Raw genomic sequence first — 26027 nt, forward strand, 5'->3', positions numbered from 1 at the left:
CGTCACCTCACTTGAATCGCAACCGGCAGCTTCTCGATCCGGATCGCCGACGCCTTGAACTCCGCCGTACCGGCGATCGGGCAGTTCTCCTCGATCGTCAGCTGGTTGGTGTCCACCTCGTCGGGAAAGTGCATGGTCATGAACGCGAGCCCGGGCCGCAGCGCCGGGTCGACCCACACCGGGGCCACCACCGAGCCGCGCCGCGAGGAGATCCGCACCTCCTCGCCGACCGTCACGCCGTAGTGCTCGGCGTCCTCCGGGCACAGCTCGATGTACTCGCCGCGCCGCAGCGGAGACGCGAAACTGCCGCTCTGCACACCGGTGTTGTACGAGTCGAGCCGCCGCCCGGTGGTCAGCCGGATCGGATACCGCTCGTCCGTCAGATCGACGGGCGGGTCGTGCTGGACGATCCCGAAGGGCGCGAGTCGGCCGCGCTCGGCGGGGTCGGACGACCACAACCGCCCGTGCAGGTACGTCGGTTCGAGCCTGTCCGGGTCCGGGCAGGGCCACTGGATGCCCTGGTGCTCCGCCAGGCGCTCGTATGTCATCCCGTAGTGGTCCGGCGACACCGAGCGCAGCTCGTTCCACACGGCCTCGGAGTCCGCGTACTTCCACTCGTGGCCCAGCCGGGCGGCGAGGTCGCAGAGGATGTCGATGTCCTCGCGGGCCTCACCGGGCGGGGTGACCGCCCGGCGCACCCGCTGAACCCGCCGCTCGCTGTTGGTGGTCGTGCCGTCCGTCTCGGCCCACCCGGCGGTCGCGGGCAGTACGACGTCGGCCAGCTCGGCGGTCTTGGTGAGGAAGATATCCTGGACCACCAGGAAGTCGAGGGCGCGCAGCCGCCGTACGGCCTGTTCGCTGTCGGCCTCCGACTGCGCCGGGTTCTCGCCGATGCAGTAGACGGCCCTGAGCGTGCCCTCCTCCATGGCCTCGAACATCTCCGTCAGGTTCAGCCCGTAGTGCGGCTGGATGACGGTGTCCCACGCGGACTCGAACTTCAGCCGGGCGTCCGGGTCGAGGATGTCCTGGAAGCCGGGGAGGCGGTTCGGGATGGCGCCCATGTCGCCGCCGCCCTGCACGTTGTTCTGGCCGCGCAGGGGCTGCAACCCCGAGCCGAAGCGCCCCACATGGCCCGTCAGGAGCGACAGGTTGATGAGTGCGCGCACGTTGTCCGTGCCGTTGTGGTGCTCGGTGATGCCCAGCGTCCAGCACAGTTGGGCGCGCTCGGCGCGGGCGTAGGCGTGCGCCAACTCCCTTATCGCGGCGGCCGGTACGCCCGTCACCTTCTCGGCGAGCGACAGGGTCCAGGGCTCGACGAGCTGCTTGTACTCCTCGAAGCCGGTGGTCGCCCGCTCGATGAAGGCGTCGTTCGCCAGCCCGGAGTGGACGATCTCGCGGCCGATCGCGTGGGCCATCGGGATGTCCGTGCCCACGTTCAGGCCGAGCCAGCTCTCCGCCCACTCGGCCGTGGAGGTGCGGCGCGGGTCGACGGCGTACATCCGTGCCCCGTTCCTGATCCCCTTCAGCACGTGCTGGAAGAAGATCGGGTGCGCGAAACGGGCGTTGGAGCCCCACATCACGATGAGGTCGGTGTGCTCGACCTCCGCGTACGAGGAGGTCCCGCCGCCCGAGCCGAAGGCGGCCGACAGTCCGGCCACGCTCGGCGCGTGGCAGGTGCGGTTGCAGGAGTCGACGTTGTTGGTGCCCATCACGACGCGCGCGAACTTCTGCGCCACGTAGTTCATCTCGTTCGTGGCGCGGGCGCAGGAGAACAGGCCGAACGCGTCGCGCGCCACGCTCAGGCCCCGGGCGGCGCGGTCGAGCGCCTCGTCCCAGGTGGCGCGGCGGAAGGGCTCGTCGCGGGAGTCGCGGACGAGGGGGTGCGTAAGTCGGGTGTACGTCTTGGGAGTTCGGTCGCGTTTCCTCATACGGCGGTCCTCAAGAAGGTCCTCGTGGATGTCCTCGTGGTTGTCCTCATGCGGCGGTCCTCAGCGCGAGCAGGTCCGAGATGGCGTGGACGGTGCGGAGCGTGGGCACCGGAACGTCGGTGATCTCCGCCAGCTCGACGACGGCCGCGAGCAGCACGTCGAGTTCGAGCGGCTTGCCGCGCTCCAGGTCCTGCAGAGTGGAGGTGCGGTGGTCGCCGACGCGTTCCGCGCCGGCCAGCCGCCGCTCGATGGAGACGCCCACCTGGCAGCCCAGCGCCTCGGCGACCGCGAGCGTCTCGGCCATCATGATCTCGATGACCTTGCGCGTACCGCCGTGCAGGCACATCTGGCGCATGGTGGCGCGGGCCAGGGCGCTGATGGGGTTGAAGGAGATGTTGCCGAGCAGCTTGAGCCAGATGTCGTTGCGCAGATCCGGCTCGACGGGGCACTTGAGACCGCCCGTCACCATGGCGTCGCTGAACGCCGTACAGCGGGCCGAGACCGAGCGGTCGGGCTCGCCGACGGAGAACCGGGTGCCTTCGAGATGGCGGACAACTCCCGGTCCTGCCAGCTCGGTTGCCGCGTACACGACGCAACCGATGGCCCGTTCGGGCGCGATCACCGCACTGACCGCGCCGTCCGGGTCCACGCTCTCGACCCGGTGGCCGTCGTGCGGGCCGCCGTGCCGGTGGAAGTACCACCAGGGAATGCCGTTCTGGGCGGCGATCACCGCCGTCGTGTCGTTCAGGAGAGGCTCGATGAGCGGCCCGCACGCCGCGTACGAGTTGGCCTTCAGGCCCAGGAAGACGAAGTCGACCGGGCCGACCTCGGCCGGGTCGTCGGTGGCGTGGGCCCGGGCGGTGAAGTCGCCGCGCGGGCTGAGCACTCGCACTCCGTGCTGCCTCATGGCCGCGAGATGCGGTCCACGGGCGATGAGGTGCACATCGGCACCCGCGCGATGCAGCGCGGCTCCGACGTAGGCGCCGATCGCACCGGCGCCGAGAACTGCCACTTTCACTTGAGGGGCTCCGTTCGGTCGAGGGTACCGAGGAGATGCTGAGCTGATCAGCGGTGAACCGTGATGACGCGATGAACAGTGTCGACGGAATATTGTCTACAGTATGGGAGTTGGGGCGACAAGGGTTCGCGCAGCACCTGGTACCGCCCCTGAACACGCGCCGCTCCATCCGGAGCGCACTCGCCGTCGCGGCCGGAACGCACTCGCTGTCGCGCCCGGAACACCCTTGGTGAGCTCCGGAGTTGGGTCCGGAGAACCGTTCGTCGGCCCAGGGCGACCGTTCGTCGCGTTCGGGATACCGCTCACCGCATACGGTCGCCGATTTGGCTGAGCCGCCTTCCCAACCGAGCGACCGCTTCCTATCGTCCGGGATCATGAGTCCCCCTGTAGCGCCACCCGGCTGGAGCCGCTGGCTGGTCCCGCCCGCGGCCCTTTCGGTGCACCTCTCGATCGGACAGGCCTATGCCTGGTCCGTGTTCAAACCGTCCCTGGAGTCCGCGCTCGACCTCAGCGGCACCCAGAGCGCCCTGCCCTTCCAGCTCGGCATCGTGATGCTGGGCCTGTCGGCGGCGTTCGGCGGCACGCTCGTGGAGCGCAACGGGCCGCGCTGGGCGATGACCGTGGCCCTGATCTGCTTCTCCTCGGGCTTCCTGCTCTCCGCGCTCGGCGCCGCCACCGAGCAGTACTGGCTGATCGTGTTCGGCTACGGCTTCGTCGGCGGCATCGGCCTCGGCATCGGCTACATCTCACCCGTCTCGACGCTCATCAAGTGGTTCCCGGACAGGCCGGGCATGGCCACCGGCATCGCCATCATGGGCTTCGGCGGCGGCGCGCTGATCGCCTCACCGTGGTCCGCGCAGATGCTGGAGTCGTTCGGTTCCGACAACACCGGGATCGCGCAGGCGTTCCTCGTGCACGGGCTGACGTACGCCGTCTTCATGCTGCTGGGTGTGCTGCTGGTCCGCGTGCCGCGCCCCGCGAAGACCGCGGCCGACGGCGGTCCCGCGCCGCTCGAAGGGGTGCAGGTCTCCGCGAACAGCGCCATCAGAACCCCCCAGTTCTGGTGTCTGTGGGTCGTGCTCTGCATGAACGTGACCGCCGGGATCGGCATCCTGGAGAAGGCCGCCCCGATGATCACCGACTTCTTCGCGGACACCTCGACCCCCGTCTCGGCGTCGGCGGCGGCCGGGTTCGTCGCGCTGCTCTCGGCGGCCAACATGCTGGGCCGGATCGGCTGGTCGTCGACGTCCGACCTGATCGGCCGCAAGAACATCTACCGCGTCTACCTCGGCGTCGGCGCACTGATGTACGCGCTCATCGCCTGGGTCGGGGACTCCTCGAAGCCGCTGTTCATCGTCTGCGCGCTGGTGATCCTCTCCTTCTACGGCGGCGGTTTCGCGACCATCCCCGCCTACCTGAAGGACCTCTTCGGCACCTACCAGGTCGGCGCGATCCACGGGCGGCTGCTCACCGCCTGGTCGACCGCGGGCGTCCTCGGACCGCTGATCGTCAACTGGATCGCGGACCGCCAGGAGGAGGCCGGCAAGTCCGGCGAGTCCCTTTACGGCACTTCACTGATCATCATGATCGGGCTGCTCGTGGTCGGATTCGTCGCCAACGAGCTCGTCCGTCCCGTCCACACCCGCCACCACATCCCAGCCCAGAGGGAGGCCGCCGATGTCCACGAGCGACAGCAGCCCGCCTGACAGCAGTGCGCCCGACCGCCGCCCGCTGATCGCCTTCGCCTGGCTCTGGGTGGGCGCGCCCCTGGCGTATGGTCTCTACGAACTCGTACGGAAGGCCACTCAGCTGTTCACGGGGTAGGTGTTCGGGCGTCCGAGGGTCTGACGGAAGCCGACAAGGGTGGCGCGCCATTCCTGTGACTTTACGTGTCCTCGTACCCGTGAGTACCTGATCAGACTGGTGAGTCCCGTTACCCAGGCAACAAGGGGGACCGCCCATGACCGGCTCACGCATCTCCGCCGTCGGCCACTATCAGCCCGCCAGGGTTCTCACCAACGAGGACCTGGCGGAGCTGGTCGACACCAGCGACGAGTGGATCACGAGCCGGGTGGGCATCCGCACGCGCCACATCGCCGGGCCCGACGAGCCGGTCGACGAGCTGGCGGCGCACGCCGCGGCCAAGGCCCTCGCGTCGGCCGGCCTCGCCCCCGAGGACATCGACCTCGTCCTGGTGGCCACCTCCACCGCGATCGACCGGTCGCCGAACATGGCCGCCCGGGTCGCCGCCCGCCTCGGCATCCCGTCGGCGGCCACCATGGACCTCAACGTCGTCTGCGCGGGCTTCACGCACGCACTGGCCACCGCCGACCACGCCGTGCGCGCGGGCGGCGCGACCCGGGTGCTCGTCATCGGCGCCGACAAGATGTCCGACGTGGCCGACTGGACGGACCGCACGACCTGCGTGCTCGTCGGGGACGGGGCGGGCGCCGCGGTCGTCGAGGCCGCCGAGGAGACCGGCATCGGACCCGTGCTCTGGGGCTCGGTGCCGGAGATGGGGAACGCGGTGCGGATCGAGGGCGTGCCTTCGCGCTTCGCGCAGGAGGGCCAGAGCGTCTACCGCTGGGCGACCACCCGGCTGCCGGCCATCGCCCGCCAGGCCTGCGAGCGTGCGGGGCTCACCCCCGCGGACCTCGCCGCGGTCGTGCTGCACCAGGCCAACCTGCGGATCATCGAGCCCCTCGCCGAGAAGATCGGCGCCGTGAACGCCGTCGTCGCCCGCGATGTCGTCGAGTCCGGCAACACCTCGGCCGCCAGCATCCCGCTCGCCCTGTCCAAGCTCGTCGAACGCGGCGAGATCTCCACCGGCGACCCGGTGCTCCTGTTCGGCTTCGGCGGCAATCTCTCGTACGCGGGACAGGTCGTCCGCTGCCCGTGACCTGCGGGTATTGCGCGGTGTGACCAGGCCAACTCCCCCTGGGCCTGGCCATTGTGCGCCGTAGACTGTAGACGAAAGACAATTGATACTGGCTTTCCGGCTGCTGTGCTGCCGCAGTGGACGCCGCAGACGCCGCAGCTGCCCAGGAGGGGGACCGCGATGTTGTCGACCGGACTGCCGCAGGGGTCGGTGCCGAAACTCGAACGGCCGGGGCCGCTGCGGGACCGCGTCTACGAGGCGTTGCTCGAACTCATCACGACCCGGGCCCTGCAGCCCGGCCAGCACCTGGTGGAGAGCGAACTCGCGGGGCACCTCGGGGTCTCCCGGCAGCCGGTGCGTGAGGCGTTGCAGCGGCTGAACACCGAGGGCTGGGTCGATCTGCGGCCCGCGCAGGGTGCGTTCGTGCACGAGCCGACGGAGGCGGAGGCCGACCAACTCCTCACCGTCCGCACGCTGTTGGAGGCCGAGGCCGCCCGGCTCGCGGCGGCCAACGCGGGCACGGCAGGCATCGCGGCACTTGAGGAGCTGTGCGCCCAGGGCGAGGACGCGGTCGGCGCCGATGACGTGGACGGGGCCGTCGCGATGAACGCCCGTTTCCACGCGAAGGTCATGGAGCTCGCCGGCAACGCGGTCCTCGCCGAGCTGGCCGCGCAGGTCGACCGGCGTGTCCGCTGGTACTACACGCCGGTCGCCCGGCAGCGCGGCGGTCAGTCCTGGATCGAGCACCGGGATCTGATCGCCGCGATCTCCGCCCGCGATGAGCAGCGGGCGACCGAGGTCATGCGGGCCCACACCGAGCACACGCGCCGGACATATCACGCTCGTCCCCGCGACTGAGCTCCGCTGGGGGGCGATGTGTTGTCTGCGGGTGCGTCGTGGCTGGTCGCGCAGTTCCCCGCGCCCCTTACGGGGCGCCGCTGTTGAGGCCTGTCAGAACTCGGCCGCGTGCTCCCGCGCCCAATCTCCGAACGTGCGCGGTGCCTGCCCTGTGATCTCCTCGACCGTCGGTAGGACCTGGGACTCGTCCAGGATTCCGTCGGCGAAGAAGCGGAGGAAGGCGGTGGCGTACGGGGCCGGGAACGCGGCGCCCAGCGCCTCGCGTGTCTCCTCGTCCGTGAGGGCGATGGTGCGCAGGTCGCGGTTCAGGACCTCGCCGAGGATGGCGATGCGGTCGGCGGGCAGCAGGGCCTGAGGTCCCGTCAGGACGTAGGTGCGGCCCTCGTGTTCGGGGCCGGGTGCGAGCAGGGCGCGGGCGGCGACCTGGGCGATGTCGTACGGGTCGATGTCCGCCGTGCGGACACCGGCGAACGGCACCCGCACCTCGTCGCCCTTGCGGATCTGGTCCGCGAGCGACAGCGCGTTGGCCATGAAGCTGACCGGCCGCAGGAAGGTCCAGGCGAGCCCGGACGCGCGCCCCCCGGCCTCCGCCGCCCGCATATAGCGGGTCACCGCGTTGTCGCCGTCGTCGCCTTCGAGCTCCGCCGACTTGCCGGAGAGCATCACGACCCGCTCGACACCCGCCGCCCGCGCATCGGCGAGGATCGCCTGCTGCCCCTCGTACCCCGGCATCAGGAACAGCGCGCGTACTCCGTCGAGGGCGTCCCGCACCGTCTCCGGGCGGTTCAGGTCACCGGCCACCGCCTCGGTGCCCTGCGGTAATCCGGTCGAAGCGCCGGCCCGGCTCAGCGCTCGCACCGGCTCACCGGCCGCGGCCACCGCGCGCACCACCCCGGCACCCACATTCCCCGTGGCACCCGTCACCAGAATCATGCGCCCCCCTCTCCGACCCCCGGCCGAGACGGCCCGGGACACCGCGCCCATCCTGCGCCCTGGATCCGCGCCGGGCTACCCTCCCAACCTCCTTTGTCCTGTGAGTGGAAGAAGTCGTCGGTAATTCGTGCGCGACTTCTTCCCAGCTTCGGCAGCCGCTGCTACGTTCCCCTCGAAAGCCAACGACGGCAGTGCCGATGAGGCGGGGAGGGGCTCGTGAGACGTATGACGGCGCGACCCGGGAACGCCCATCAGGCGCGACTGCTCAGGCTGTTGCGCGACGATGGCCCCAACTCGCGTGCACAACTGGGCGATCAGGTCGACCTCTCCCGGTCCAAGCTGGCGGTGGAGGTCGAACGGCTCCTGGAGACGGGCCTCGTGGTGGCGGACGGACTCGCCGCCTCCCGCGGTGGCCGCCGCTCCCACAACATCCGCCTCGCTCCCGCCCTGCGCTTCCTCGGCGTCGACATCGGCGCCACGTCGGTCGATGTGGCCGTCACCAACGCGGAGCTGGAGGTACTGGGGCACATCAACCAGCCCATGGACGTACGCGAGGGCCCGGTCGCGGTCTTCGAGCAAGTCCTGTCCATGGCAGCCAAGTTGAAGGCATCGGGACTCGCGGAGGGTTTCGACGGCGCCGGCATCGGCGTCCCGGGGCCGGTCCGCTTCCCCGAGGGCGTCCCGGTCGCCCCGCCGATCATGCCGGGCTGGGACGGTTTCCCGGTGCGCGAGGCGCTGAGCCAGGACCTCGGCTGCCCCGTCATGGTCGACAACGACGTGAACCTGATGGCCATGGGGGAGCAGCACGCGGGCGTCGCCCGTTCCGTGGGCGACTTCCTCTGCGTCAAGATCGGCACGGGCATCGGCTGCGGGATCGTCGTCGGCGGTGAGGTCTACCGCGGTACGACGGGCAGCGCGGGCGACATCGGGCACATCCAGGCCGTGCCCGACGGCCGCCCGTGCGCCTGCGGCAACCGGGGCTGCCTGGAAGCCCACTTCAGTGGCGCCGCGCTCGCCCGCGACGCCACGGACGCCGCCCAACAGGGGCATTCCCAGGAACTGGCGGCACGGCTGGCGGCGGCGGGCTCCCTGAGCGCCGTCGACGTCGCCGCCGCGGCCGCCGCGGGCGACGCCACCGCGCTCGAACTGATCCGCGAGGGCGGCAACCGCACCGGCCAGGTCATCGCCGGACTCGTCAGCTTCTTCAATCCGGGCCTGGTGGTGATCGGCGGTGGGGTGACCGGTATCGGCCACACCCTGCTCGCCGCGATCCGCACCCAGGTCTACCGCCAGTCGCTGCCCCTCGCGACCGGCAACCTGCCCATCGTGCTGGGGGAGTTGGGCCCCACCGCCGGCGTCATCGGCGCGGCCCGGCTCATCAGCGACCACCTGTTCTCACCCGCGTAACGCCTGTTCACGTAACGCCTGTTCACACAACGCCTGCCTTCGTCACACCTGACTTCAGAGCCATACCCCTATACAGCACCCCTGCTCCGCCCTGCCTCTACTCCGCCCTGCCCTGAATCCGGCCCGCACGCCGAGGGGAACCGTCATGGCACCTGAACCACCCCTTCTCACCATGTCCGTCATCACGAAGTCGTTCCCCGGAGTCCGGGCGCTCGACGGTGTCGACCTCGACGTCCAGGCCGGCGAAGTGCACTGCCTGCTCGGCCAGAACGGCGCCGGGAAGTCCACGCTCATCAAGGTGCTGGCCGGCGCCCACCAGCCGGACGACGGCACGATCGGCTGGCGCGGCGAGCAGGTAACGCTCCGCTCGCCCATCGCCGCGATGCGCCTCGGCATCGCCACCATCTACCAGGAACTCGACCTGGTGGAAGGCCTGTCGGTGGCCGAGAACGTCTACCTCGGCCATGAACCGACGTCCGCCGGATTCGTCGTACGCGGAAAGGACGAGAAGGCCGCAACCACCGCTCTGCTCAAGCGACTTGGGCACACGGAGATCGACCCGGCCCGGCTCGTCGGCGAGTTGTCCGCCGCCCAGCAGCAGATCGTCTCCATGGCACGGGCGCTCTCCCACGACGTACGCCTCATCGTCATGGACGAGCCCTCCGCGGCCCTCGACCCCGACGAGGTCGACAACCTCTTCCGCATCGTCGGTGACCTCACCGCCGAGGGCGTCGCCGTCGTCTACATCTCGCACCGCCTGGAGGAGATCCGCCGCATCGGCGACCGGGTGACCGTGCTCAAGGACGGGCGGGCGGTGGCGGGCGGGCTGCCCGCGAAGTCGACGCCGACTCGAGAGGTCGTCGCGCTGATGACCGGGCGCAACGTCGAGTACGTCTTCCCCGACCGGCCGGTCGACCAGGTGCTCACGGAGCCGGTGCTCGAAGTGCGGGGCCTCGCCCGCGACGGCGAGTTCGCGCCGCTCGACCTCACCCTGCGGCCCGGCGAGATCGTCGGCCTCGCGGGACTCGTCGGCTCCGGCCGCTCCGAGATCCTGGAGACCATCTACGGCGCGCGCAGGCCGAGCGCCGGTCAAGTCCTCGTCGACGGACGGAGGTTGAAGCCCGGCAGTGTCCGCGCCGCGGTCCGCGCGGGACTCGGGCTCGCCCCCGAGGAACGCAAGGCGCAGGCCCTGCTGATGCTGGAGTCCGTCACCCGGAACGTGTCGGTGTCCTCCATGTCCCGCTTCTCGTACGGGGGTTGGCTCGACCGGGGCGCCGAGCGGGAGGCGGCGCGCAAGGCGACACGCGAGCTGTCGCTGCGCCCCGACAACCCGTCCGTGCCCATCCGCACCCTCTCCGGCGGCAACCAGCAGAAGGCCGTCCTGGCCCGCTGGCTGCTGCGCGGCTGCCGTGTACTGCTGCTCGACGAACCGACCCGCGGCGTCGACGTCGGCGCCCGCGCCGAGCTGTACGCCGTCATCCGCCGCCTGGCCGACGAAGGCCTGGCCGTGCTGATGGTCTCCAGCGAAGTACCCGAAGTCCTCGGCCTCGCCGACCGCGTCCTGGTGCTCAGGGAGGGCCACGTCGTCCACACGGCACCCGCCCGCGACCTCGACGAACACCGCGTACTCGACCTCGTCATGGAAGGAAGCCCGGTGGCCACTGAAGGGAGTCCCGCGTCATGACGCAGCCCGTATCGCCGCCCAGGGATGACACCGGCAAGGTGTCACCGTCGGCGGAACCCAGCCCGTGGCGGGTGGTCGTGGCCCGCGCCGACGTCCGCACGCTCTCGTTGCTCGGCGTGCTCGCCGCCCTGGTCCTCATCGGCGGCATCACCAAGCCCGACGAATTCCTCGACACCCGCAACCTCCAACTCGTCCTCACCCAGGCCTCGGTGATCGGCGTCGTCACGGTCGGCATGACCTTCGTCATCATCTCCGGAGGCATCGACCTGTCCGTCGGCGCGATCGTCGCGCTCGCCTCGGTGTGGGCGACGACCGTAGCCACCCAGGACTTCGGCTTCTTCGGCATCCTCTTCACGGCGGTGCTCGTCGGTGTCGGCTGCGGTCTCGTCAACGGGGTACTGATCGCGTACGGCTCCATGGTGCCGTTCATCGCGACACTCGCCATGCTCGCCTCGGCCCGCGGTCTCGCCCTGCAGATCACCGACGGCAACACCCAGGTCGTCACCGTCGACGGCATCCTCGACCTCGGCGAGCGCGACTCCTACGTGCTCGGCGTCCCGCCGCTCGTCATGGTGTTCGCGGTCGTGACGATCATCGGCTGGCTCGTGCTCAACCGCACCACCTTCGGCCGCCGCACGATCGCCGTCGGCGGCAACGCGGAGGCGGCCCGCCTGGCCGGCATCGACGTACGCCGCCAGCGCCTGTACCTCTACCTGCTCTCCGGGCTGTGCTGCGGTATCGCGGCCTTCCTCCTGATCATCCTGTCCGGCTCGGGCCAGAACACCAACGGCAACCTCTACGAACTCGACGCCATCGCCGCCGCGATCATCGGCGGCACCCTGCTCACCGGGGGGCGCGGCACCATCGTCGGCTCGGTGCTCGGGGTCCTGATCTTCATCACGATCCAGAACATCTTCGCCCTGAACAACCTGCAGAGCGACGTCCAGCAGATCGCCAAGGGCGCGATCATCGTCGCCGCCGTGCTCGTCCAGCGCCGCACCGCGAACACGACATGAAGCACGACCCGGGGCTACGCCTTGAGGACTTGAGGAAAGGGACCACCGCCATGCCAAAGAACATGAGCGTCACGAGCCGCAGAGGACTGCTCTTCGGTACCGCCGCCGTCGGGGCCGGTGTCCTCCTGACCGGTTGCACCAGCAACGAATCCGACGACGAGCCGACCTCGAACGACCAGCCGGCCGCCGACGACAAGCCCGGCAAGCAGGTCACCATCGGCTTCGCGGGCCCGCAGGCCGACCACGGCTGGCTCAACGCGATCAACGACAACGCCAAGAGCCGCGCCAAGAAGTACAAGGACGTGACGCTGGAGATCACCGAGGGCTCCAACGACACCGCCGCGCAGATCGGCCAGATCGAAACGCTGATCAACAAGAAGGTCGACGTCCTGGTGGTGCTGCCCGCCGACGGCAAGGCGCTCACCCAGGTCGGCCTCCAGGCGATGCGCGCGGGCATCCCGGTCGTCAACCTCGACCGGATCTTCAACTCCCCGCAGGCGTACCGCTGCTGGATCGGCGGCGACAACTACGGCATGGGCCTCAACGCAGGCCACTACATCGGCGAGAAGCTCAAGGACAAGAAGGGCGCCCGGGTCATCGAGCTCGCGGGACTCGACAACCTGGAGCTCACCAAGCAGCGTACGCAGGGCTTCGACGCGGCCCTCAAGAACTACCCGAACATCAGGAAGGTCGCCCGGCAGGCGGCCGACTTCACCGTCGAGTCGGGTCAGGCCAAGATGTCCCAACTCCTGCAGGCCCAGTCGAACTTCGACGCCCTGTGGAACCACGACGACGACCAGGGAGTCGGCGCCCTGCGCGCCATCGAGCAGGCCGGCCGCGACGACTTCCTGATGGTCGGCGGAGCCGGCGCGCTGTCCGCCATGCAGGCCATCGAGTCGGACAACAGCGTCCTCAAGGCCACCGTCCTCTACCCGCCCACCATGGCCGCGTCCGCGATCGACCTGGCCCGCGCGCTCGGCCAGGGCAAGGGCGTCGGCGGCCTCGCCGAGTTCGAGATCCCGGCGTCCATGACGCTCTACTCGGCGGTCGTCGACAAGGAGAACGTCGAGCAGTACATGCCCACCGGCTTCAAGTGATGCGCACCGCTCCCCAGGGCCTGCCCGGCAGGTCAGGGCCGGGCCCGCGGTGTCCGGTACGGCACCTCGCCGGGTTCCCGGACCACCCGGACGGCTCCGCCGTCAGGGCGCTCCGGAGCCTTGCGACGCACGCACCGGACGCCGCGGCCTACCCGACCCCGGCCCCGACCCACCGGGCAGGCCCTAACCCCCCACACCGCGCCACGACGACGAGGAGGACCTCCGCATGGGACAGCCGCACCAGGGCGACGAGGCAGGCAAGCCCGCGCTGGGCGTAGGCATGGTCGGATACGCGTTCATGGGCGCCACCCACTCCCAGGGCTGGCGCACCGTGGGCCGGGTCTTCGACCTGCCACGCCGACCGGTCCTCGCCGCCGTCTGCGGCCGCGACGGACAGGCCGTGCGGGCGGCGGCCGACCGGCTCGGCTGGGCGGCCGCCGAGACCGACTGGCGGGCCCTGATCGCCCGCGACGACGTCGACCTCGTCGACATCTGCACCCCCGGCGACAGCCACGCCGAGATCGCGCTCGCCGCGCTGGCCGCGGGCAAGCACGTACTGTGCGAGAAGCCCCTCGCCAACACGGTCGAGGAGGCCGAGGCGATGACCGAGGCCGCCGAAGCCGCCGCCAAGCGCGGCCAGGTGGCGATGGTCGGCTTCAACTACCGCCGGGTGCCCGCCACTTCACTCGCCCGGCAGATGGTCGCCGAGGGTCGTCTCGGTGCCCTGCGGCACGTACGGGTGACGTACCTTCAGGACTGGCTGGTGGACCCGGAGTTCCCGCTGACCTGGCGGCTGCGCAAGGAGACGGCCGGCTCCGGGGCGCTCGGCGACCTGGGCGCCCACATCGTCGACCTCGCCCAGTACCTGGCGGGCGAACCGGTGGTGGGGGTGTCGGCGCTCACCGAGACGTTCGTACGCGAACGGCCGCTGCTCACCGGGGCGTCCAGCGGCCTCTCGGGGGCCGGGGGCAGCGACCTCGGTCCCGTCACGGTCGACGACGCAGCCCTGTTCACCGGCCGGTTCGCCTCGGGCGCCCTCGCGTCCTTCGAGGCCACCCGGTACGCCACCGGCCGCAAGAACTCCCTGCGCATCGAACTCAACGGCGAACACGGCTCGTTGGCCTTCGACCTGGAGCGCCTCAACGAACTCTCGTACCACGACCACAGGGAACCCGGCACACACGCGGGCTTCCGCCGCATCCTCGTCACCGAACCCGACCACCCCTACCTGGAGGCCTGGTGGCCGCCCGGCCACGGCCTCGGCTACGAGCACACCTTCGTCCACCAGGCCCGCGACCTGGTGCACGCGATCGCGGAAGGCCGGCAGCCCCTGCCCTCCTTCGCCGACGGTCTCCAGGTGCAGCGCGTGCTCGCGGCGGTCGAGGAGAGCGCCGAGAAGAACTCCGTCTACACCCCCACCGTCAGCTGAGGAGGGCCCGTCCCATGCCGCGAAACTTCACGCTCTTCACCGGCCAGTGGGCCGACCTGCCCCTTGAGGAGGTCTGCCGGCTCGCCCGCGACTTCGGCTACGACGGACTCGAACTCGCCTGCTGGGGCGACCACTTCGAGGTCGACAAGGCCCTCGCCGACTCCACGTACCTCGACTCCCGACGCGAGCTGCTCGACAAGTACGGCCTCAAGTGCTGGGCGATCTCCAACCACCTGGTCGGCCAGGCCGTCTGCGACGCCATCATCGACGAACGCCACCGCGCGATCCTGCCCGCCCGTATCTGGGGAGACGGCGAGGCGGAGGGCGTACGGCAGCGGGCGGCGGCCGAGATCGCCGACACCGCGCGTGCCGCGGCCGCCTTCGGCGTCGACACCGTCATCGGCTTCACGGGCTCCGCGATCTGGCATCTGGTCGCGATGTTCCCGCCCGCCCCCGAGTCGATGATCGAGCGCGGCTACGACGACTTCGCCATGCGCTGGAACCCCATCCTCGACGTCTTCGACACCGAGGGCGTGCGGTTCGCGCACGAGGTCCACCCGAGCGAGATCGCGTACGACTACTGGACAACACAGCGTGCCCTTGAGGCAGTTGACCACCGTCCGGCCTTCGGGCTGAACTTCGACCCCTCGCACTTCGTCTGGCAGGACCTCGACCCGGTCGGCTTCCTGTGGGACTTCCGCGACCGGATCTACCACGTCGACTGCAAGGAAGCGCGCAAGCGCCTCGACGGCCGCAACGGCCGCCTCGGCTCGCACCTCCCGTGGGGCGACCCGCGCCGCGGCTGGGACTTCGTGTCCGCGGGCCACGGAGACGTGCCCTGGGAGGACGTGTTCCGGATGCTGCGCTCCATCGACTACAAGGGCCCCATCTCGGTCGAGTGGGAGGACGCGGGCATGGACCGCCTCCAGGGCGCCCCCGAGGCACTCACCCGGCTGAAGGCATACGACTTCGAGCCCCCGTCGGCGTCTTTCGACGCGGCGTTCGGCGGCAACGACTAGCCACCCTAGCCACCCCCTACGCAGAGTCTCCGGGGTGACGGCGCACCCCGGCGTAACGCACCCGCATGGACAACCGGCCCCATTCTGGAGGCAACCCGTGCACGCGAAAGATCCCACCAGCACCAGCAGAACCGAGAGCCACAGACGACGCCCGAGACTCCGACTCCGCAAGGCGCTCGCCCTGCTGACCGGAGCGCTCCTGGCGGGCGCGTCCCTCACCCTCGCCACCCCGCCGGCGGGCGCCGCCGTCGCCGACCCGGGCGCCGCGCCCGCCGCCCCCGTCGCAGCCGAGGACTTCCAGCAGGTCACCCTCGCCAAGGGCGAACCCGAGGTCGGCGAGCCCATGTCACTGGCGGTCCTCCCGGACCGCTCGGTCCTGCACACCTCGCGCGACGGCGAACTGCGCGTAACCGACGCGGCAGGCAACACGAAACTCGCGGGCAAGCTCGACGTCTATTCGCACGACGAGGAAGGCCTGCAGGGCGTCGGCATCGACCCCGGCTTCGCCGACAACCGCTTCATCTACCTCTACTACGCCCCGCCGCTCGACACCCCGGCGGGCGACGCCCCCGAGACGGGCACCGCGGCCGACTTCGCGCCCTTCAACGGCGTCAACCGGCTCTCCCGCTTCGTCCTGAAGGCGGACGGCACCCTCGACAACGCCAGCGAGAAGAAGATCCTCGACGTCCCGGCGACCCGCGGCATCTGCTGCCACGTCGGCGGCGACATCGACTTCGACGCGCAGGGCAACCTCTACCTGTCGACCGGTGACGACTCCAACCCGTTCCAGTCGGACGGCTACACGCCCATCGACGAGCGCGCCAACCGCAACCCCGTCTTCGACGCCCAGCGCACCTCCGGCAACACCAACGACCTGCGCGGCAAGATCCTGCGCATCAAGGTGAACGCCGACGGCTCGTACTCGGTCCCGGACGGCAACCTCTTCGCCCCCGGCACGGACAAGACGAAGCCCGAGATCTACGCGATGGGCTTCCGCAACCCGTTCCGCTTCAGCGTCGACAAGGCGACGGGCATCCTGTACGTGGGCGACTACGGGCCGGACGCCGGCGCCGCCAGCGCCACCCGCGGCCCCGCGGGACAGGTCGAGTTCGCCCGCGTCACCAAGCCCGGCAACTTCGGCTGGCCGTACTGCACGGGCGACAACGACGCCTACATCGACTACGACTTCGCGACCGGCACCTCGGGCGCCGCCTTCGACTGCGCCGCCCCGAAGAACACCTCGCCGAACAACACCGGCCTGACCGACCTGCCGCCGGCCGAGGCCGCCTGGATTCCGTACGACGGCGCGTCCGTCCCGGAGTTCGGCGACGGCTCCGAGTCCCCGATGGGCGGACCGGTCTACCACTACGACGCGGCGCTCGACTCGCCGGTCAAGTTCCCCGAGGCGTACGACGGCGACTTCTTCGCCGGTGAGTTCGGCCGCCGCTGGATCAAGCGGATCTCGTCGGACGACAACGGCACTGTGCAGTCCATCAACGACGTGCCGTGGACCGGTACCCAGGTCATGGACATGGCCTTCGGCCCGGACGGCGCGCTGTACGTCCTCGACTACGGCCTCTCGTGGTTCGGCGGCGACGAGTACTCGGGCCTGTACCGGATCGAGAACGCGACCGACGGCCACTCGCCCGTGGCGCAGGCCGCGGCCGACCGTACGTCAGGACAGGCGCCGCTGCGGGTGAAGTTCTCCTCCGCGGGCACGACGGACGCGGACGGCGACGCCCTCACGTACAGCTGGGACTTCGGCGACGGCTCCAAGTCGACGTCGGCGAACCCCACGTACACGTACAAGAAGAACGGTACGTACACGGCGACGCTGACGGCCAAGGACACCACCGGCCGTACCGGCAGCGCGAGTGTGCGGGTCGTCGTCGGGAACACCGCCCCGAAGGTGACGCTGGAACTCCCGCGCGACGGGCAGCTGTTCAGCTTCGGTGACGCCGTTCCCTTCAAGGTGCGGGTGACGGACCCGGAGGACGGCACGATCGACTGCGCCAAGGTGAAGGTCACCTTCATCCTCGGCCACGACAGCCATGGCCACCCGGTGACCTCGGCGAACGGCTGCTCCGGCACCATCCAGACCAGTGCCGACGGCGGCCACGACGAGAACGCCAACATCTTCGGCGTCTTCGACGCGGAGTACACCGACGGCGGAGGCGGCGGCCAGGAGGCGCTCACCACGCACGACCAGAGCGTCCTCCAGCCCAAGCACCGGCAGGCCGAGCACTTCGGCGAGGCGTCCTCCGGCGTCACGGTGCAGTCGCGAACAGCCGCCCACGGGGCCAAGACCGTCGGTGACATCAACAACCGCGACTGGATCTCCTTCGAGCCGTACGTGCTGGGCAACGCGACCAAGATCACGGCACGGGTCGCCTCCGCCGGCGCGGGCGGAAAGCTCGAGATCCGCACAGGTTCGCCGACCGGCAAGCTGCTCGGCACCGCGACCGTCCCGGTGACGGGCGGTTGGGAGACGTACCAGGACGTCAGCGCCGCTCTGAAGGGTGCGCCGCGCGGCACGACCACGCTCTACCTCGTCTTCAAGGGGAGCGGGACCGGGGCGCTGTACGAGGTGGACGACTTCACCTTCACCACTCGCTGAGGAGGTGTGGCATGAGATCAACTGGCCGAACGGTGACCGCTGTTGTCGGCGCCGCCCTGCTCATCGGGTGTGTGTCGGGACCCGCGGCTTCGAAGGGGTCCGCTGAATCCTCTGGATCGGCTGACCCGGCTCAATCGGTTGAATCGTCCAAGGGTGACCGGGTCCTGGTGTTCTCCAAGACCGCCGGGTTCCGGCACGACTCCATCCCCGAGGGGATCGCCGCGGTCAAGGACCTCGGCGCCGCGGGCGGATTCGCGGTGGACGCGACCGAGGACGGAGCCGCCTTCACCTCGCACAACCTGGCCCGTTACGACGCGGTCGTGTTCCTCTCCACGACGGGGGACGTGCTCAACGACACGCAACAGAGCGCGTTCGAGGGCTACATCAAGCGCGGCGGCGGATACGTGGGCATCCACGCGGCCGCCGACACCGAGTACGACTGGGAGTTCTACGGCGGCCTCGCCGGCGCGTACTTCCAGTCGCACCCGGCGATCCAGCCGGCCCGGATCGAGGTCGAGGACCGGGCACACCCGGCGACCTCGCACCTCGGAGAGTCCTGGAACCGCACGGACGAGTGGTACAACTACCGCTCCAATCCCCGGGACCGGGCCCACATCCTGTCTTCGCTCGACGAGTCGTCGTACAGCGGCGGCACGATGAGCGGCGACCATCCGATCGCCTGGTGCCAGGAGTACCGGGGCGGCCGCTCCTTCTACACCGGGGTCGGCCACACCAAGGAGTCGTTCGCCGACCCCGCCCTCCGGCAGCACCTGCTGGGCGGGATCCGCTGGGCGACCGGCGCCGAGCAGGCCGACTGCCGTCCGGAGAACGGCTACACGCCGCTCTTCGACGGGACGGCCGAGTCGTTGTCGGACTGGAAGCAGGCGGGGCCGGGTTCGTTCTCGCTCTCGGACGACGGGACACTCACGTCGTCCGGCGGCCTGGGCATGCTCTGGTACGCCGGTGGCGACGACTCCAACTCCGGCTTCGGCTCGTACTCGCTGAAGCTCGACTGGAAGATGGCGAGCGCCTCCGGAGACGACAACTCCGGGGTGTTCGTGGGCTTCCCGGCCTCCGACGATCCCTGGTCGGCCGTCAACAACGGGTACGAGATCCAGATCGACGCCACGGACGCCCCCGACCGGACGACGGGCTCGGTGTACAGCTTCAAGTCCGCCGACCTCAAGAAGCGCGACCGTGCGCTGAACCCGCCGGGGAAGTGGAACACGTACGAGATCCGCGTGGAGGGTGAACGGCTCCGCGTCTGGCTCAACGGCGTGAAGATCAACGATTTCACCAACACCGATCCGGTACGGAGCCTCAGGGACGGTCATATCGGCATCCAGAACCACGGAGCCGAAGACCAGGTGTCCTTCCGTGACATCCGGGTCAAGGAACTGCCGGCGCGATCCGCCGCGCAGGGCGATTGAGCGACGGCGGGCGGAGGACGCCGGACCTCCGCCCGCCGTCTTGTCCCTTTCCGGCGTGCACCCGAGCTGTTCCGGCTCGCAGTCGAACTGTCGAACTGTTCCGGCTCGCATACGAGTTGGTCCGGCTCGCGAACGAGCCCTGCCGGCTCGCGAACGATCTCGCGTTCTTCCTCGCGCACGAACTCGCGCACGAAAAGGAGGCTGCCCATGTCCGCCGAACCGTCCGTCTCCCCGTCCCGGGTGGGAGTGTGGCTGATCGGGGCACGCGGCTCCGTCGCCACCACGGCCGTCGCGGGCTGCGCCGCGGTGACCGCCGGGCTGCACCCACCGACGGGCATGGTCACCGAGACCCCTCCTTTCGCCGACTGCGGCCTGCCCCCGCTGTCGTCCCTCGTCTTCGGCGGCCACGACACGGTGGACTGCCCGCTGCCCAAGCGTGCCGAGGCGCTCGCCGCCGGAGGGGTGCTGCCGTCCGGACTGCCGCAGGCTGTGCGTGCCGAACTGGCCGCCGCCGACCGGGAGATCATGCTCGGCGGCCCGCAGCCCGGCGAGGCGCGCGGCGAGGACGAACTGGTCGAGGCCCTGGCCTCCGACATACGCGACTTCATCCGCCGGCGCGGTCTGACCGGGGCGGTCGTGGTGAACGTGGCCTCCACGGAACCCGTGCCCGCCGACGACACAGCGCTCCCGGCCAGCTCCCTGTACGCGGCGGCCGCCCTGCGGGCCGGTTGCCCGTACGTCAACTTCACGCCGTCCAGCGGCCTGCACCACCCGGCGCTGGCGTCCGCGGCCTCCTCGTCCGGCCTGCCGTACGCGGGGCGTGACGGCAAGACCGGCCAGACCCTGTTGCGGTCGGTCCTCGGCCCGATGTTCGCGCAGCGCGCGCTGGCGGTCCGCGCCTGGTCCGGTACGAACCTGCTGGGCGGCGGTGACGGCGCGGCCCTCGCGGACCCGGCCGCCGCGGCCGCGAAGAACGCCGGCAAAGAACGCGTCCTCGCCGACACCCTCGGCACGGTCCCCGAGGGCGAGGTCCACATCGACGACGTACCGGCGCTCGGCGACTGGAAGACGGCCTGGGACCACATCGCCTTCGATGGCTTCCTCGGCACCCGGATGGTCCTCCAGACGACCTGGCAGGGCTGCGACTCAGCGCTCGCGGCTCCGCTGATCCTGGACCTGGCCCGGCTGGTGGCACGGGCCCGCGAGGTGGGCCTGTCGGGCCCGTTGAGCGAACTCGGCTTCTACTTCAAGGACCCGGTGGGGGACGGACCCGCGGCCCTGGGCGAGCAGTACGCGGAACTGGTGGGGTTCGCGGAGCGGTTGCGCCGGGACCCGGACGAACCGGAGCCGCACGGCCTGTCGGGGGAGTGGCGATGACGGGGCCGCGGGGACTACAGGGGGTACGGGGACTGCGAGTGCGAGGCATGCTGGGGCTGCCAGGACTGCCACGGCTGGCAGCGCTGCCGGGACTGCCACGGCCGTCAGGGCTGCCGGGGCTGTTCAAGGTCAGGGGAGGGGCGGGCCCGAGTCCCTGGGTGGAACTGCTCCGGCTCCCCGCCCTCTTCACGGTTCCCGGCGACGCGCTCGCGGGCGCCGCCGCGGCCGGGGCACCCCCGAACCGCCGAACCCTGCTGGCCATCGCCTCCTCCCTCTGCCTGTACGAGGCGGGCATGGCCCTCAACGACTGGGCCGACCGCGAGGAAGACGCCGTGGACCGCCCGCACCGCCCCCTGCCCTCCGGCCGGATCCGACCGCCCGCGGCGCTGGCGGCGGCCGGCGGCCTGACGGTGGCGGGCCTGGGCCTCGCATGCAGCGCGGGCCGACGACCGTTCGCCGTCGCCGGCGCACTGGCCGCCACGGTCTGGTCGTACGACCTGATCCTCAAGCGCACCCCCGCGGGCCCCCTGGCGATGGCCACGGCCCGTGCCCTGGACCTCCTCCTCGGGGCAGCCGCAACCAACGGTGATACCCGTAAGGCAGCACCGTCTGCCCTGACCCTCGGCACCCACACCCTGGCCGTCACCACCGTCTCCCGCCACGAAACCCAGGGCGGCTCTCCCTGGGCCCCACTGACGGCACTGGCGACGACGACGGCCTTGGCCTGGACAGTCATCTGCGCTGAAAAGCCCGGCGACCCGACGGACCCGCTGACCGCCCAGCCGGGAGCCCCCGCTGCGATGCCGGCTCTCCGGCCGGGAGCACCCGCTGCGACGCCGGCTCACCGGTGGCGACTCCGGTCTGCGATGCCGACCCACTGGTGGGGACTCCGGTCTGCGAGGCCGGCTCACCGGCCGGGGGCTCGCGGTGCCCTTCCGACTTCCCTCCCATGGGCTGGTGCCGCTGTGCCGACCACCGGTACGGAGACGCACACCTCTACGCCGGTTCGGGGGGCCGCCGCCACCTATGCCTCCACTCTGCCTTCCGGGGCCACGAACCAGGCCTCAATTTCCGTTCCCCCAACCCATCCCTCATCCGCGGCTCTCCCGACTTACACCCCACCCCCGATTTCCGGGTCCCACACCGCCCACCGGACATCCGGGCCCGGCGCCCGCGCCACCCCACTGACGTCCGGGTCCGAGACCCAAGCCTCCCCGTGGGTTTCCGTGCCCCGTCACCTCCTGACACCGCGGCGCACCGCGACCTCCCCGAGCGAAGCGGCCCTGCGCGGAGCACTCGCCGCCGTCTACGCCGTGACGGCCGCCCGCCCGCTCTTCCATGCCGCCCTGAACCCGTCACCCCAGCTCACCCAGCGGGCCGTCGGCGGCGGAATCCGAGCCATGATCCCCCTCCAGGCCGCCCTCGCAGCCCGCTCCGGCGCGCCCCTCACGGCCCTGCTGACAGCCGCCCTCGCCCCGGCCGCCCGCAGATTCAGCCGGAAGGTGAGCCTGACATGAGCCCTGAGCCAAGCCCCCGCCCGGCCGCGGACCCCCGACCCCAATCTCATCCCCACTCCCACTCCCACTCCCACTCCCGCTCCCAGTCCCAGTCCCAGTCACACTCCCTCCGCTTCGGCTACGGCACCAACGGCCTGACCGACCTCCGCCTGGATGACGCCCTCTCTCTCCTCGCCGACCTGGGCTACGACGGCGTGGGCCTGACCCTCGACCACATGCACCTGGACCCGCTCGCCCCCGACCTCGCGACCCGCACCCGCAGGCTCGGCCACCGGCTGGACGAGCTCGGCCTGGGCGTCACCGTCGAGACCGGCGCCCGCTACGTACTCGACCCGAGGCACAAGCACGGCCCGCCCCTGCTGGACCCGGACCCGGCTCAACGAGCCCGACGCGTCGACTACCTCCTCCGTGCCGTCCAGGTCGCCACCGACCTGGGCGCCCACGCGGTGCACTGCTTCAGCGGCATCACCCCGAAGGGCCCGGACGGGGAGACGTCCGAGGACACCGCCTGGAAACGCCTCGCCGAGACCCTCACCCCCGTCCTCGACGCCGCCACCGACGCCGGAATCCCTCTCGCCATCGAACCCGAACCGGGCCACCTCCTCGCCACCCTCGCCGACTTCCACCACCTCCGCACCACGCTCGGCAGCCCCGACGCCCTCGGCCTGACCCTCGACATCGGCCACTGCCAGTGCCTCGAACCGCTGTCACCCGCCGACTGCGTCCGCGCCGCCGCCCCCTGGCTGCGCCACGTCCAGATCGAGGACATGCGCCGCGGCATCCACGAACACCTCCCCTTCGGCGACGGAGAGATCGACTTCCCACCGGTACTCGAAGCCCTCGCCGCCACCCGCTATCAGGGCCTGATCACCGTCGAACTGCCCCGCCACTCCCACGCCGGCCCCCAATTCGCCGAGCAGTCCCTCCCGTTCCTCCACCACGCGGCCGCGGCCTCCCGCTCCCAGGGCGCCGACCGCGCACCCACCCCCGCCGAGGGCCCCGTCGCCTCCGAAGGGAGAGCCCTGTGAACCACCTCCACGACACCCCCGGCACGCCCGGCACCCCGACGGAAGCCCCGCCCGCCCTCGCCGCCCTCCGCGCCGGCCTCCACAGCCGGCTCGACTCCGCCGCCCGCACCTGGCTGGACCGGTCCCTCGACGAGGCGGCCGCCCAGCCGGGCTCCCACGGACCCGTCTCCGTCTGGGAGTTGAGGATCGCCGAGGCGGGCCGCCGCTGCGGACCCGAGCACGCCGACGCCGCCCGCGTACTCCTCCTGCACGCGGCCCGGGCCGACGCCGACACCCTCGCCCGCGTCTACCGCCAGGGCACCGCCGCCGAACGCCGCGCCGTCCTCCAGTCCCTGCACCACCTTGTGACGGGCCCCGACGCCCTGCCGATCGTCGAGGACGCCCTGCGCACCAACGACACCCGGCTGGTGGCCGCCGCCGTCGGCCCGTACGCCGCCCGGCACCTGGATGCCCACAACTGGCGGCACGCCGTCCTGAAATGCCTCTTCACCGGAGTTCCCGTCGACGCCGTGGCCGACCTGCCCCACCGCGCCCGCGCCGACGCCGAACTGGCTCGCATGCTCGGCGACTACGCCGAGGAACGCACCGCCGCGGGCCGTCCCGTACCCCACGACCTGCACCGCGTCCTGGCCCTGACCGAGCACCCGGCCACCCCGTCCGGCACCGAAGGCACGTACGGCACCGACGGCAAGGAGTCCTGATGCGCATCTTCGACCCCCACATCCACATGACGTCACGGACCACCGACGACTACGAGGCCATGTACGCCGTCGGCGTCCGGGCCGTCGTCGAACCAGCCTTCTGGCTCGGCCAGCCCCGCACCTCACCCGCCTCCTTCCTCGACTACTTCGACTCCCTCCTCGGCTGGGAACCCTTCCGCGCCGCCCAGTACGGCATCGCCCACCACTGCACGCTCGCCCTCAACCCCAAGGAGGCCAACGACCCCCGCTGTGTCCCGGTCCTCGACGAGCTGCCCCGGTATCTCGTCAAGGACCACGTCGTGGCCGTCGGTGAGATCGGCTACGACTCGATGACCCCCGCCGAGGACACGGCCCTGGCCGTCCAGCTCCAGCTCGCCGCCGACCACGAACTGCCCGCCCTCGTCCACACCCCGCACCGCGACAAGCTGGCAGGCCTGAGCCGCACCCTCGACGTCGTCCGGGAGTCCGCACTGCCCCCGGACCGCGTCCTGGTCGACCACCTCAACGAGACCACGGTCAAGGAGGCCAAGGACGGCGGCTGCTGGCTCGGCTTCTCCGTCTATCCGGACACCAAGATGGACGAGGAGCGGATGGTCGAGGTCCTCCGGACGTACGGGCCGGAGAAGGTCCTGGTCAACTCGGCCGCCGACTGGGGGAGAAGCGACCCGCTCAAGACCCGCAGGGTCGGCGACGCACTGCTGGCGGCGGGCTTCACCGAGGACGACGTCGACCAGGTGCTGTGGCGCAACCCCGTCGCCTTCTACGGCCTCAGTGGCCGCCTCGACCTGGAGGTCGCGGGCACGAACACCACCCATGAGGGCAACTCCATCCTCCGCGGCGCCCCGAAGACCGACCCGCAACCCAGCTCGCAACCCGCCCCGAAGACCGACCCGACGACCACGGAGGCGTGACCGATGCGCTTCCGCCACCCCGACGGCTCCACCGTCCACCTCGCCTACTGCACCAACGTCCACCCCGCCGAAACCCTCGACGGCGTGCTCGCCCAGCTCCGCGACCACTGCGAACCAGTCCGCAGACGCCTCGGCCGCGACCGTCTCGGCATCGGCCTCTGGCTGGCCAAGGACGCCGCCCACGCCCTCGTCACCGACCCGTCCGCCCTGCGCCGGCTGCGCACGGAACTCGACAGCCGCGGCCTCGAAGTCGTCACCCTCAACGGCTTCCCTTACGAAGGGTTCGGCGCCGACGAGGTCAAGTACCGCGTGTACAAGCCGGACTGGGCCGACGCCGAACGACTCGAACACACCACGGCTCTGGCCCGCCTCCTCGCCGGTCTCCTCCCCGACGACGTCACCGAAGGCACCATCTCCACGCTCCCGCTCGCCTGGCGCACGGTCTATGACGACAGCCGCGCGTCCCAGGCACACACCGCCTTCGCCACCCTCGCCGAGCGGCTCGACGCGCTGGAGGAGCTGACCGGCCGCTCCATCCGCATCGGCCTGGAGCCGGAGCCCGGCTGCATCGTCGAGACCACGGCCGACGCCATCGCCCCGCTCACCGCGATCGGCCACGACCGCATCGGCGTCTGCGTCGACACCTGCCATCTCGCCACCTCCTTCGAAGATCCGCACACCGCTCTGCAGGCGCTGACCACCGCCGGCGTCCCCATCGTCAAATCCCAGCTCTCAGCCGCCCTGCACGCCGAACACCCCCACCTCCCCGAGGTCCGCGAGGCCCTCGCCGCCTTCGACGAACCCCGCTTCCTGCACCAGACCCGCACCCTCACCGCCGCCGGACTCCGCGGCACCGACGACCTCGGCGAGGCCCTCAAGGAGGACGCCCTGCCCGACGCGTCCCCGTGGCGCGCCCACTTCCACGTCCCCCTGCACGCGGCCCCCGCCGCGCCCCTCACCTCCACGCTGCCCGTACTCAAGGACACGCTCACCCGGCTGGTCGGCGGCCCGCACCCGCTCACCCGCCATCTGGAGGTCGAGACCTACACCTGGCAAGCCCTCCCACCCGAGCTGCGCCCCCGCGCCCGTGCCCAGCTGGCCGACGGCATCGCCGCGGAACTCACCCTCGCCCGCGACCTGTTGACGGACCTCGGCCTCAAGGAGCTGCCGTGAACCAGC

The 26027-nt window shown here is 70.9% G+C and carries 21 protein-coding genes; 18 read left to right on the plus strand and 3 right to left on the minus strand.

Annotated features, from left to right (window positions below; genetic code table 11):
- Positions 1–2: 2 nt before the first annotated feature.
- Together AB0I18_RS09845 and AB0I18_RS09850 are read right to left on the minus strand one after the other, a co-directional pair.
- Positions 3–1928, minus strand: a complete 1926-nt coding sequence (locus AB0I18_RS09845; protein WP_363104887.1) for a molybdopterin-dependent oxidoreductase — start codon at positions 1926–1928, stop codon at positions 3–5.
- Between the two features lie 46 nt (positions 1929–1974).
- Positions 1975–2946, minus strand: coding sequence for a 2-dehydropantoate 2-reductase (locus AB0I18_RS09850; protein ID WP_363104888.1), 972 nt, complete (start codon positions 2944–2946; stop codon positions 1975–1977).
- Between the two features lie 374 nt (positions 2947–3320).
- On the opposite strand from AB0I18_RS09850, the gene AB0I18_RS09855 reads away from it, so the two are divergent.
- The 4 genes from AB0I18_RS09855 to AB0I18_RS09870 all read left to right on the plus strand — a co-directional run bounded on the left by AB0I18_RS09855 (position 3321) and on the right by AB0I18_RS09870 (position 6682).
- Entirely contained in the window at positions 3321–4652 is a 1332-nt protein-coding gene (locus AB0I18_RS09855) for an OFA family MFS transporter (protein WP_363104889.1), read from the plus strand.
- Positions 4624–4770: a hypothetical protein gene (locus AB0I18_RS09860; RefSeq protein WP_363104890.1), complete on the plus strand. Its 147-nt coding sequence runs from the start codon at positions 4624–4626 to the stop codon at positions 4768–4770. Before AB0I18_RS09855 ends, AB0I18_RS09860 begins: the two co-directional genes overlap by 29 nt.
- Before the next feature lie 136 nt (positions 4771–4906).
- Positions 4907–5845, plus strand: coding sequence for a beta-ketoacyl-ACP synthase III (locus tag AB0I18_RS09865; protein WP_363104891.1), 939 nt, complete (start codon positions 4907–4909; stop codon positions 5843–5845).
- A 159-nt stretch (positions 5846–6004) separates the two neighbouring features.
- Positions 6005–6682, plus strand: coding sequence for a GntR family transcriptional regulator (locus tag AB0I18_RS09870; RefSeq protein WP_363104892.1), 678 nt, complete (start codon positions 6005–6007; stop codon positions 6680–6682).
- Between the two features lie 93 nt (positions 6683–6775).
- On the opposite strand, the gene AB0I18_RS09875 is transcribed toward AB0I18_RS09870, so the two are convergent.
- Positions 6776–7615 (minus strand): NAD(P)H-binding protein, encoded by an 840-nt coding sequence (locus AB0I18_RS09875; protein ID WP_363104893.1) that lies wholly within the window; start codon positions 7613–7615, stop codon positions 6776–6778.
- Positions 7616–7840: 225 nt separating this feature from the next.
- Here AB0I18_RS09875 and AB0I18_RS09880 point away from each other — a divergent pair, with 225 nt between their 5' ends.
- From AB0I18_RS09880 to eboE, 14 genes are all read left to right on the plus strand, one after another.
- The gene (locus tag AB0I18_RS09880) at positions 7841–9022 is read left to right on the plus strand and encodes an ROK family transcriptional regulator (RefSeq protein WP_363104981.1); all 1182 of its coding nucleotides are present in this window, start codon (positions 7841–7843) and stop codon (positions 9020–9022) included.
- Positions 9023–9167: 145 nt separating this feature from the next.
- Entirely contained in the window at positions 9168–10706 is a 1539-nt protein-coding gene (locus AB0I18_RS09885) for a sugar ABC transporter ATP-binding protein (RefSeq protein WP_363104894.1), read from the plus strand.
- Entirely contained in the window at positions 10703–11722 is a 1020-nt protein-coding gene (locus AB0I18_RS09890) for an ABC transporter permease (protein ID WP_363104895.1), read from the plus strand. Before AB0I18_RS09885 ends, AB0I18_RS09890 begins: the two co-directional genes overlap by 4 nt.
- 50 nt (positions 11723–11772) lie before the next feature.
- Positions 11773–12819 carry a substrate-binding domain-containing protein gene (locus tag AB0I18_RS09895; protein WP_363104896.1) on the plus strand — a complete coding sequence of 349 codons (1047 nt, stop codon included), beginning with the start codon at positions 11773–11775 and terminating at the stop codon, positions 12817–12819.
- A 226-nt stretch (positions 12820–13045) separates the two neighbouring features.
- Positions 13046–14248 (plus strand): Gfo/Idh/MocA family oxidoreductase, encoded by a 1203-nt coding sequence (locus AB0I18_RS09900; protein ID WP_363104897.1) that lies wholly within the window; start codon positions 13046–13048, stop codon positions 14246–14248.
- Positions 14249–14262: 14 nt separating this feature from the next.
- A complete protein-coding gene (locus tag AB0I18_RS09905) occupies positions 14263–15267 on the plus strand; it encodes a sugar phosphate isomerase/epimerase family protein (RefSeq protein ID WP_363104898.1) in 1005 nt (334 codons plus the stop codon).
- 97 nt (positions 15268–15364) lie between these two features.
- Positions 15365–17884: a PQQ-dependent sugar dehydrogenase gene (locus AB0I18_RS09910; protein WP_363104899.1), complete on the plus strand. Its 2520-nt coding sequence runs from the start codon at positions 15365–15367 to the stop codon at positions 17882–17884.
- A gap of 11 nt (positions 17885–17895) precedes the next feature.
- The gene (locus AB0I18_RS09915; RefSeq protein ID WP_363104900.1) at positions 17896–19314 is read left to right on the plus strand and encodes a ThuA domain-containing protein; all 1419 of its coding nucleotides are present in this window, start codon (positions 17896–17898) and stop codon (positions 19312–19314) included.
- A gap of 207 nt (positions 19315–19521) precedes the next feature.
- Positions 19522–20691 carry an inositol-3-phosphate synthase gene (locus AB0I18_RS09920; RefSeq protein WP_363104901.1) on the plus strand — a complete coding sequence of 390 codons (1170 nt, stop codon included), beginning with the start codon at positions 19522–19524 and terminating at the stop codon, positions 20689–20691.
- Between the two features lie 47 nt (positions 20692–20738).
- Positions 20739–22208, plus strand: a complete 1470-nt coding sequence (locus AB0I18_RS09925) for an SCO3242 family prenyltransferase (RefSeq protein WP_363104902.1) — start codon at positions 20739–20741, stop codon at positions 22206–22208.
- A complete protein-coding gene (locus AB0I18_RS09930; protein ID WP_363104903.1) occupies positions 22205–23236 on the plus strand; it encodes a sugar phosphate isomerase/epimerase family protein in 1032 nt (343 codons plus the stop codon). Before AB0I18_RS09925 ends, AB0I18_RS09930 begins: the two co-directional genes overlap by 4 nt.
- A complete protein-coding gene (locus tag AB0I18_RS09935; protein WP_363104904.1) occupies positions 23233–23937 on the plus strand; it encodes an EboA domain-containing protein in 705 nt (234 codons plus the stop codon). The genes AB0I18_RS09930 and AB0I18_RS09935 overlap by 4 nt, the downstream gene beginning before the upstream one ends.
- Positions 23937–24848, plus strand: coding sequence for a TatD family hydrolase (locus tag AB0I18_RS09940; protein ID WP_363104905.1), 912 nt, complete (start codon positions 23937–23939; stop codon positions 24846–24848). Before AB0I18_RS09935 ends, AB0I18_RS09940 begins: the two co-directional genes overlap by 1 nt.
- Before the next feature lie 3 nt (positions 24849–24851).
- Positions 24852–26021 (plus strand): metabolite traffic protein EboE, encoded by a 1170-nt coding sequence (gene eboE, locus AB0I18_RS09945; RefSeq protein ID WP_363104906.1) that lies wholly within the window; start codon positions 24852–24854, stop codon positions 26019–26021.
- Positions 26022–26027 lie beyond the last annotated feature (6 nt).

It is taken from the genome of Streptomyces sp. NPDC050704 (assembly GCF_040654355.1).
GTDB lineage: Bacteria > Actinomycetota > Actinomycetes > Streptomycetales > Streptomycetaceae > Streptomyces.

Bases quoted from the DNA above. Each gene is read 5' to 3' on its own strand.
- AB0I18_RS09845 (WP_363104887.1), bottom strand. From the start codon at position 1,928: ATGAGGAAACGCGACCGAACTCCCAAGACGTACACCCGACTTACGCAC.
- AB0I18_RS09855 (WP_363104889.1), top strand. From the start codon at position 3,321: ATGAGTCCCCCTGTAGCGCCACCCGGCTGGAGCCGCTGGCTGGTCCCG.
- AB0I18_RS09860 (WP_363104890.1), top strand. From the start codon at position 4,624: ATGTCCACGAGCGACAGCAGCCCGCCTGACAGCAGTGCGCCCGACCGC.
- AB0I18_RS09865 (WP_363104891.1), top strand. From the start codon at position 4,907: ATGACCGGCTCACGCATCTCCGCCGTCGGCCACTATCAGCCCGCCAGG.
- AB0I18_RS09870 (WP_363104892.1), top strand. From the start codon at position 6,005: ATGTTGTCGACCGGACTGCCGCAGGGGTCGGTGCCGAAACTCGAACGG.
- AB0I18_RS09875 (WP_363104893.1), bottom strand. From the start codon at position 7,615: ATGATTCTGGTGACGGGTGCCACGGGGAATGTGGGTGCCGGGGTGGTG.
- AB0I18_RS09880 (WP_363104981.1), top strand. From the start codon at position 7,841: ATGACGGCGCGACCCGGGAACGCCCATCAGGCGCGACTGCTCAGGCTG.
- AB0I18_RS09885 (WP_363104894.1), top strand. From the start codon at position 9,168: ATGGCACCTGAACCACCCCTTCTCACCATGTCCGTCATCACGAAGTCG.
- AB0I18_RS09890 (WP_363104895.1), top strand. From the start codon at position 10,703: ATGACGCAGCCCGTATCGCCGCCCAGGGATGACACCGGCAAGGTGTCA.
- AB0I18_RS09895 (WP_363104896.1), top strand. From the start codon at position 11,773: ATGCCAAAGAACATGAGCGTCACGAGCCGCAGAGGACTGCTCTTCGGT.
- AB0I18_RS09900 (WP_363104897.1), top strand. From the start codon at position 13,046: ATGGGACAGCCGCACCAGGGCGACGAGGCAGGCAAGCCCGCGCTGGGC.
- AB0I18_RS09905 (WP_363104898.1), top strand. From the start codon at position 14,263: ATGCCGCGAAACTTCACGCTCTTCACCGGCCAGTGGGCCGACCTGCCC.
- AB0I18_RS09915 (WP_363104900.1), top strand. From the start codon at position 17,896: ATGAGATCAACTGGCCGAACGGTGACCGCTGTTGTCGGCGCCGCCCTG.
- AB0I18_RS09920 (WP_363104901.1), top strand. From the start codon at position 19,522: ATGTCCGCCGAACCGTCCGTCTCCCCGTCCCGGGTGGGAGTGTGGCTG.
- AB0I18_RS09925 (WP_363104902.1), top strand. From the start codon at position 20,739: ATGCTGGGGCTGCCAGGACTGCCACGGCTGGCAGCGCTGCCGGGACTG.
- AB0I18_RS09930 (WP_363104903.1), top strand. From the start codon at position 22,205: ATGAGCCCTGAGCCAAGCCCCCGCCCGGCCGCGGACCCCCGACCCCAA.
- AB0I18_RS09940 (WP_363104905.1), top strand. From the start codon at position 23,937: ATGCGCATCTTCGACCCCCACATCCACATGACGTCACGGACCACCGAC.
- eboE (WP_363104906.1), top strand. From the start codon at position 24,852: ATGCGCTTCCGCCACCCCGACGGCTCCACCGTCCACCTCGCCTACTGC.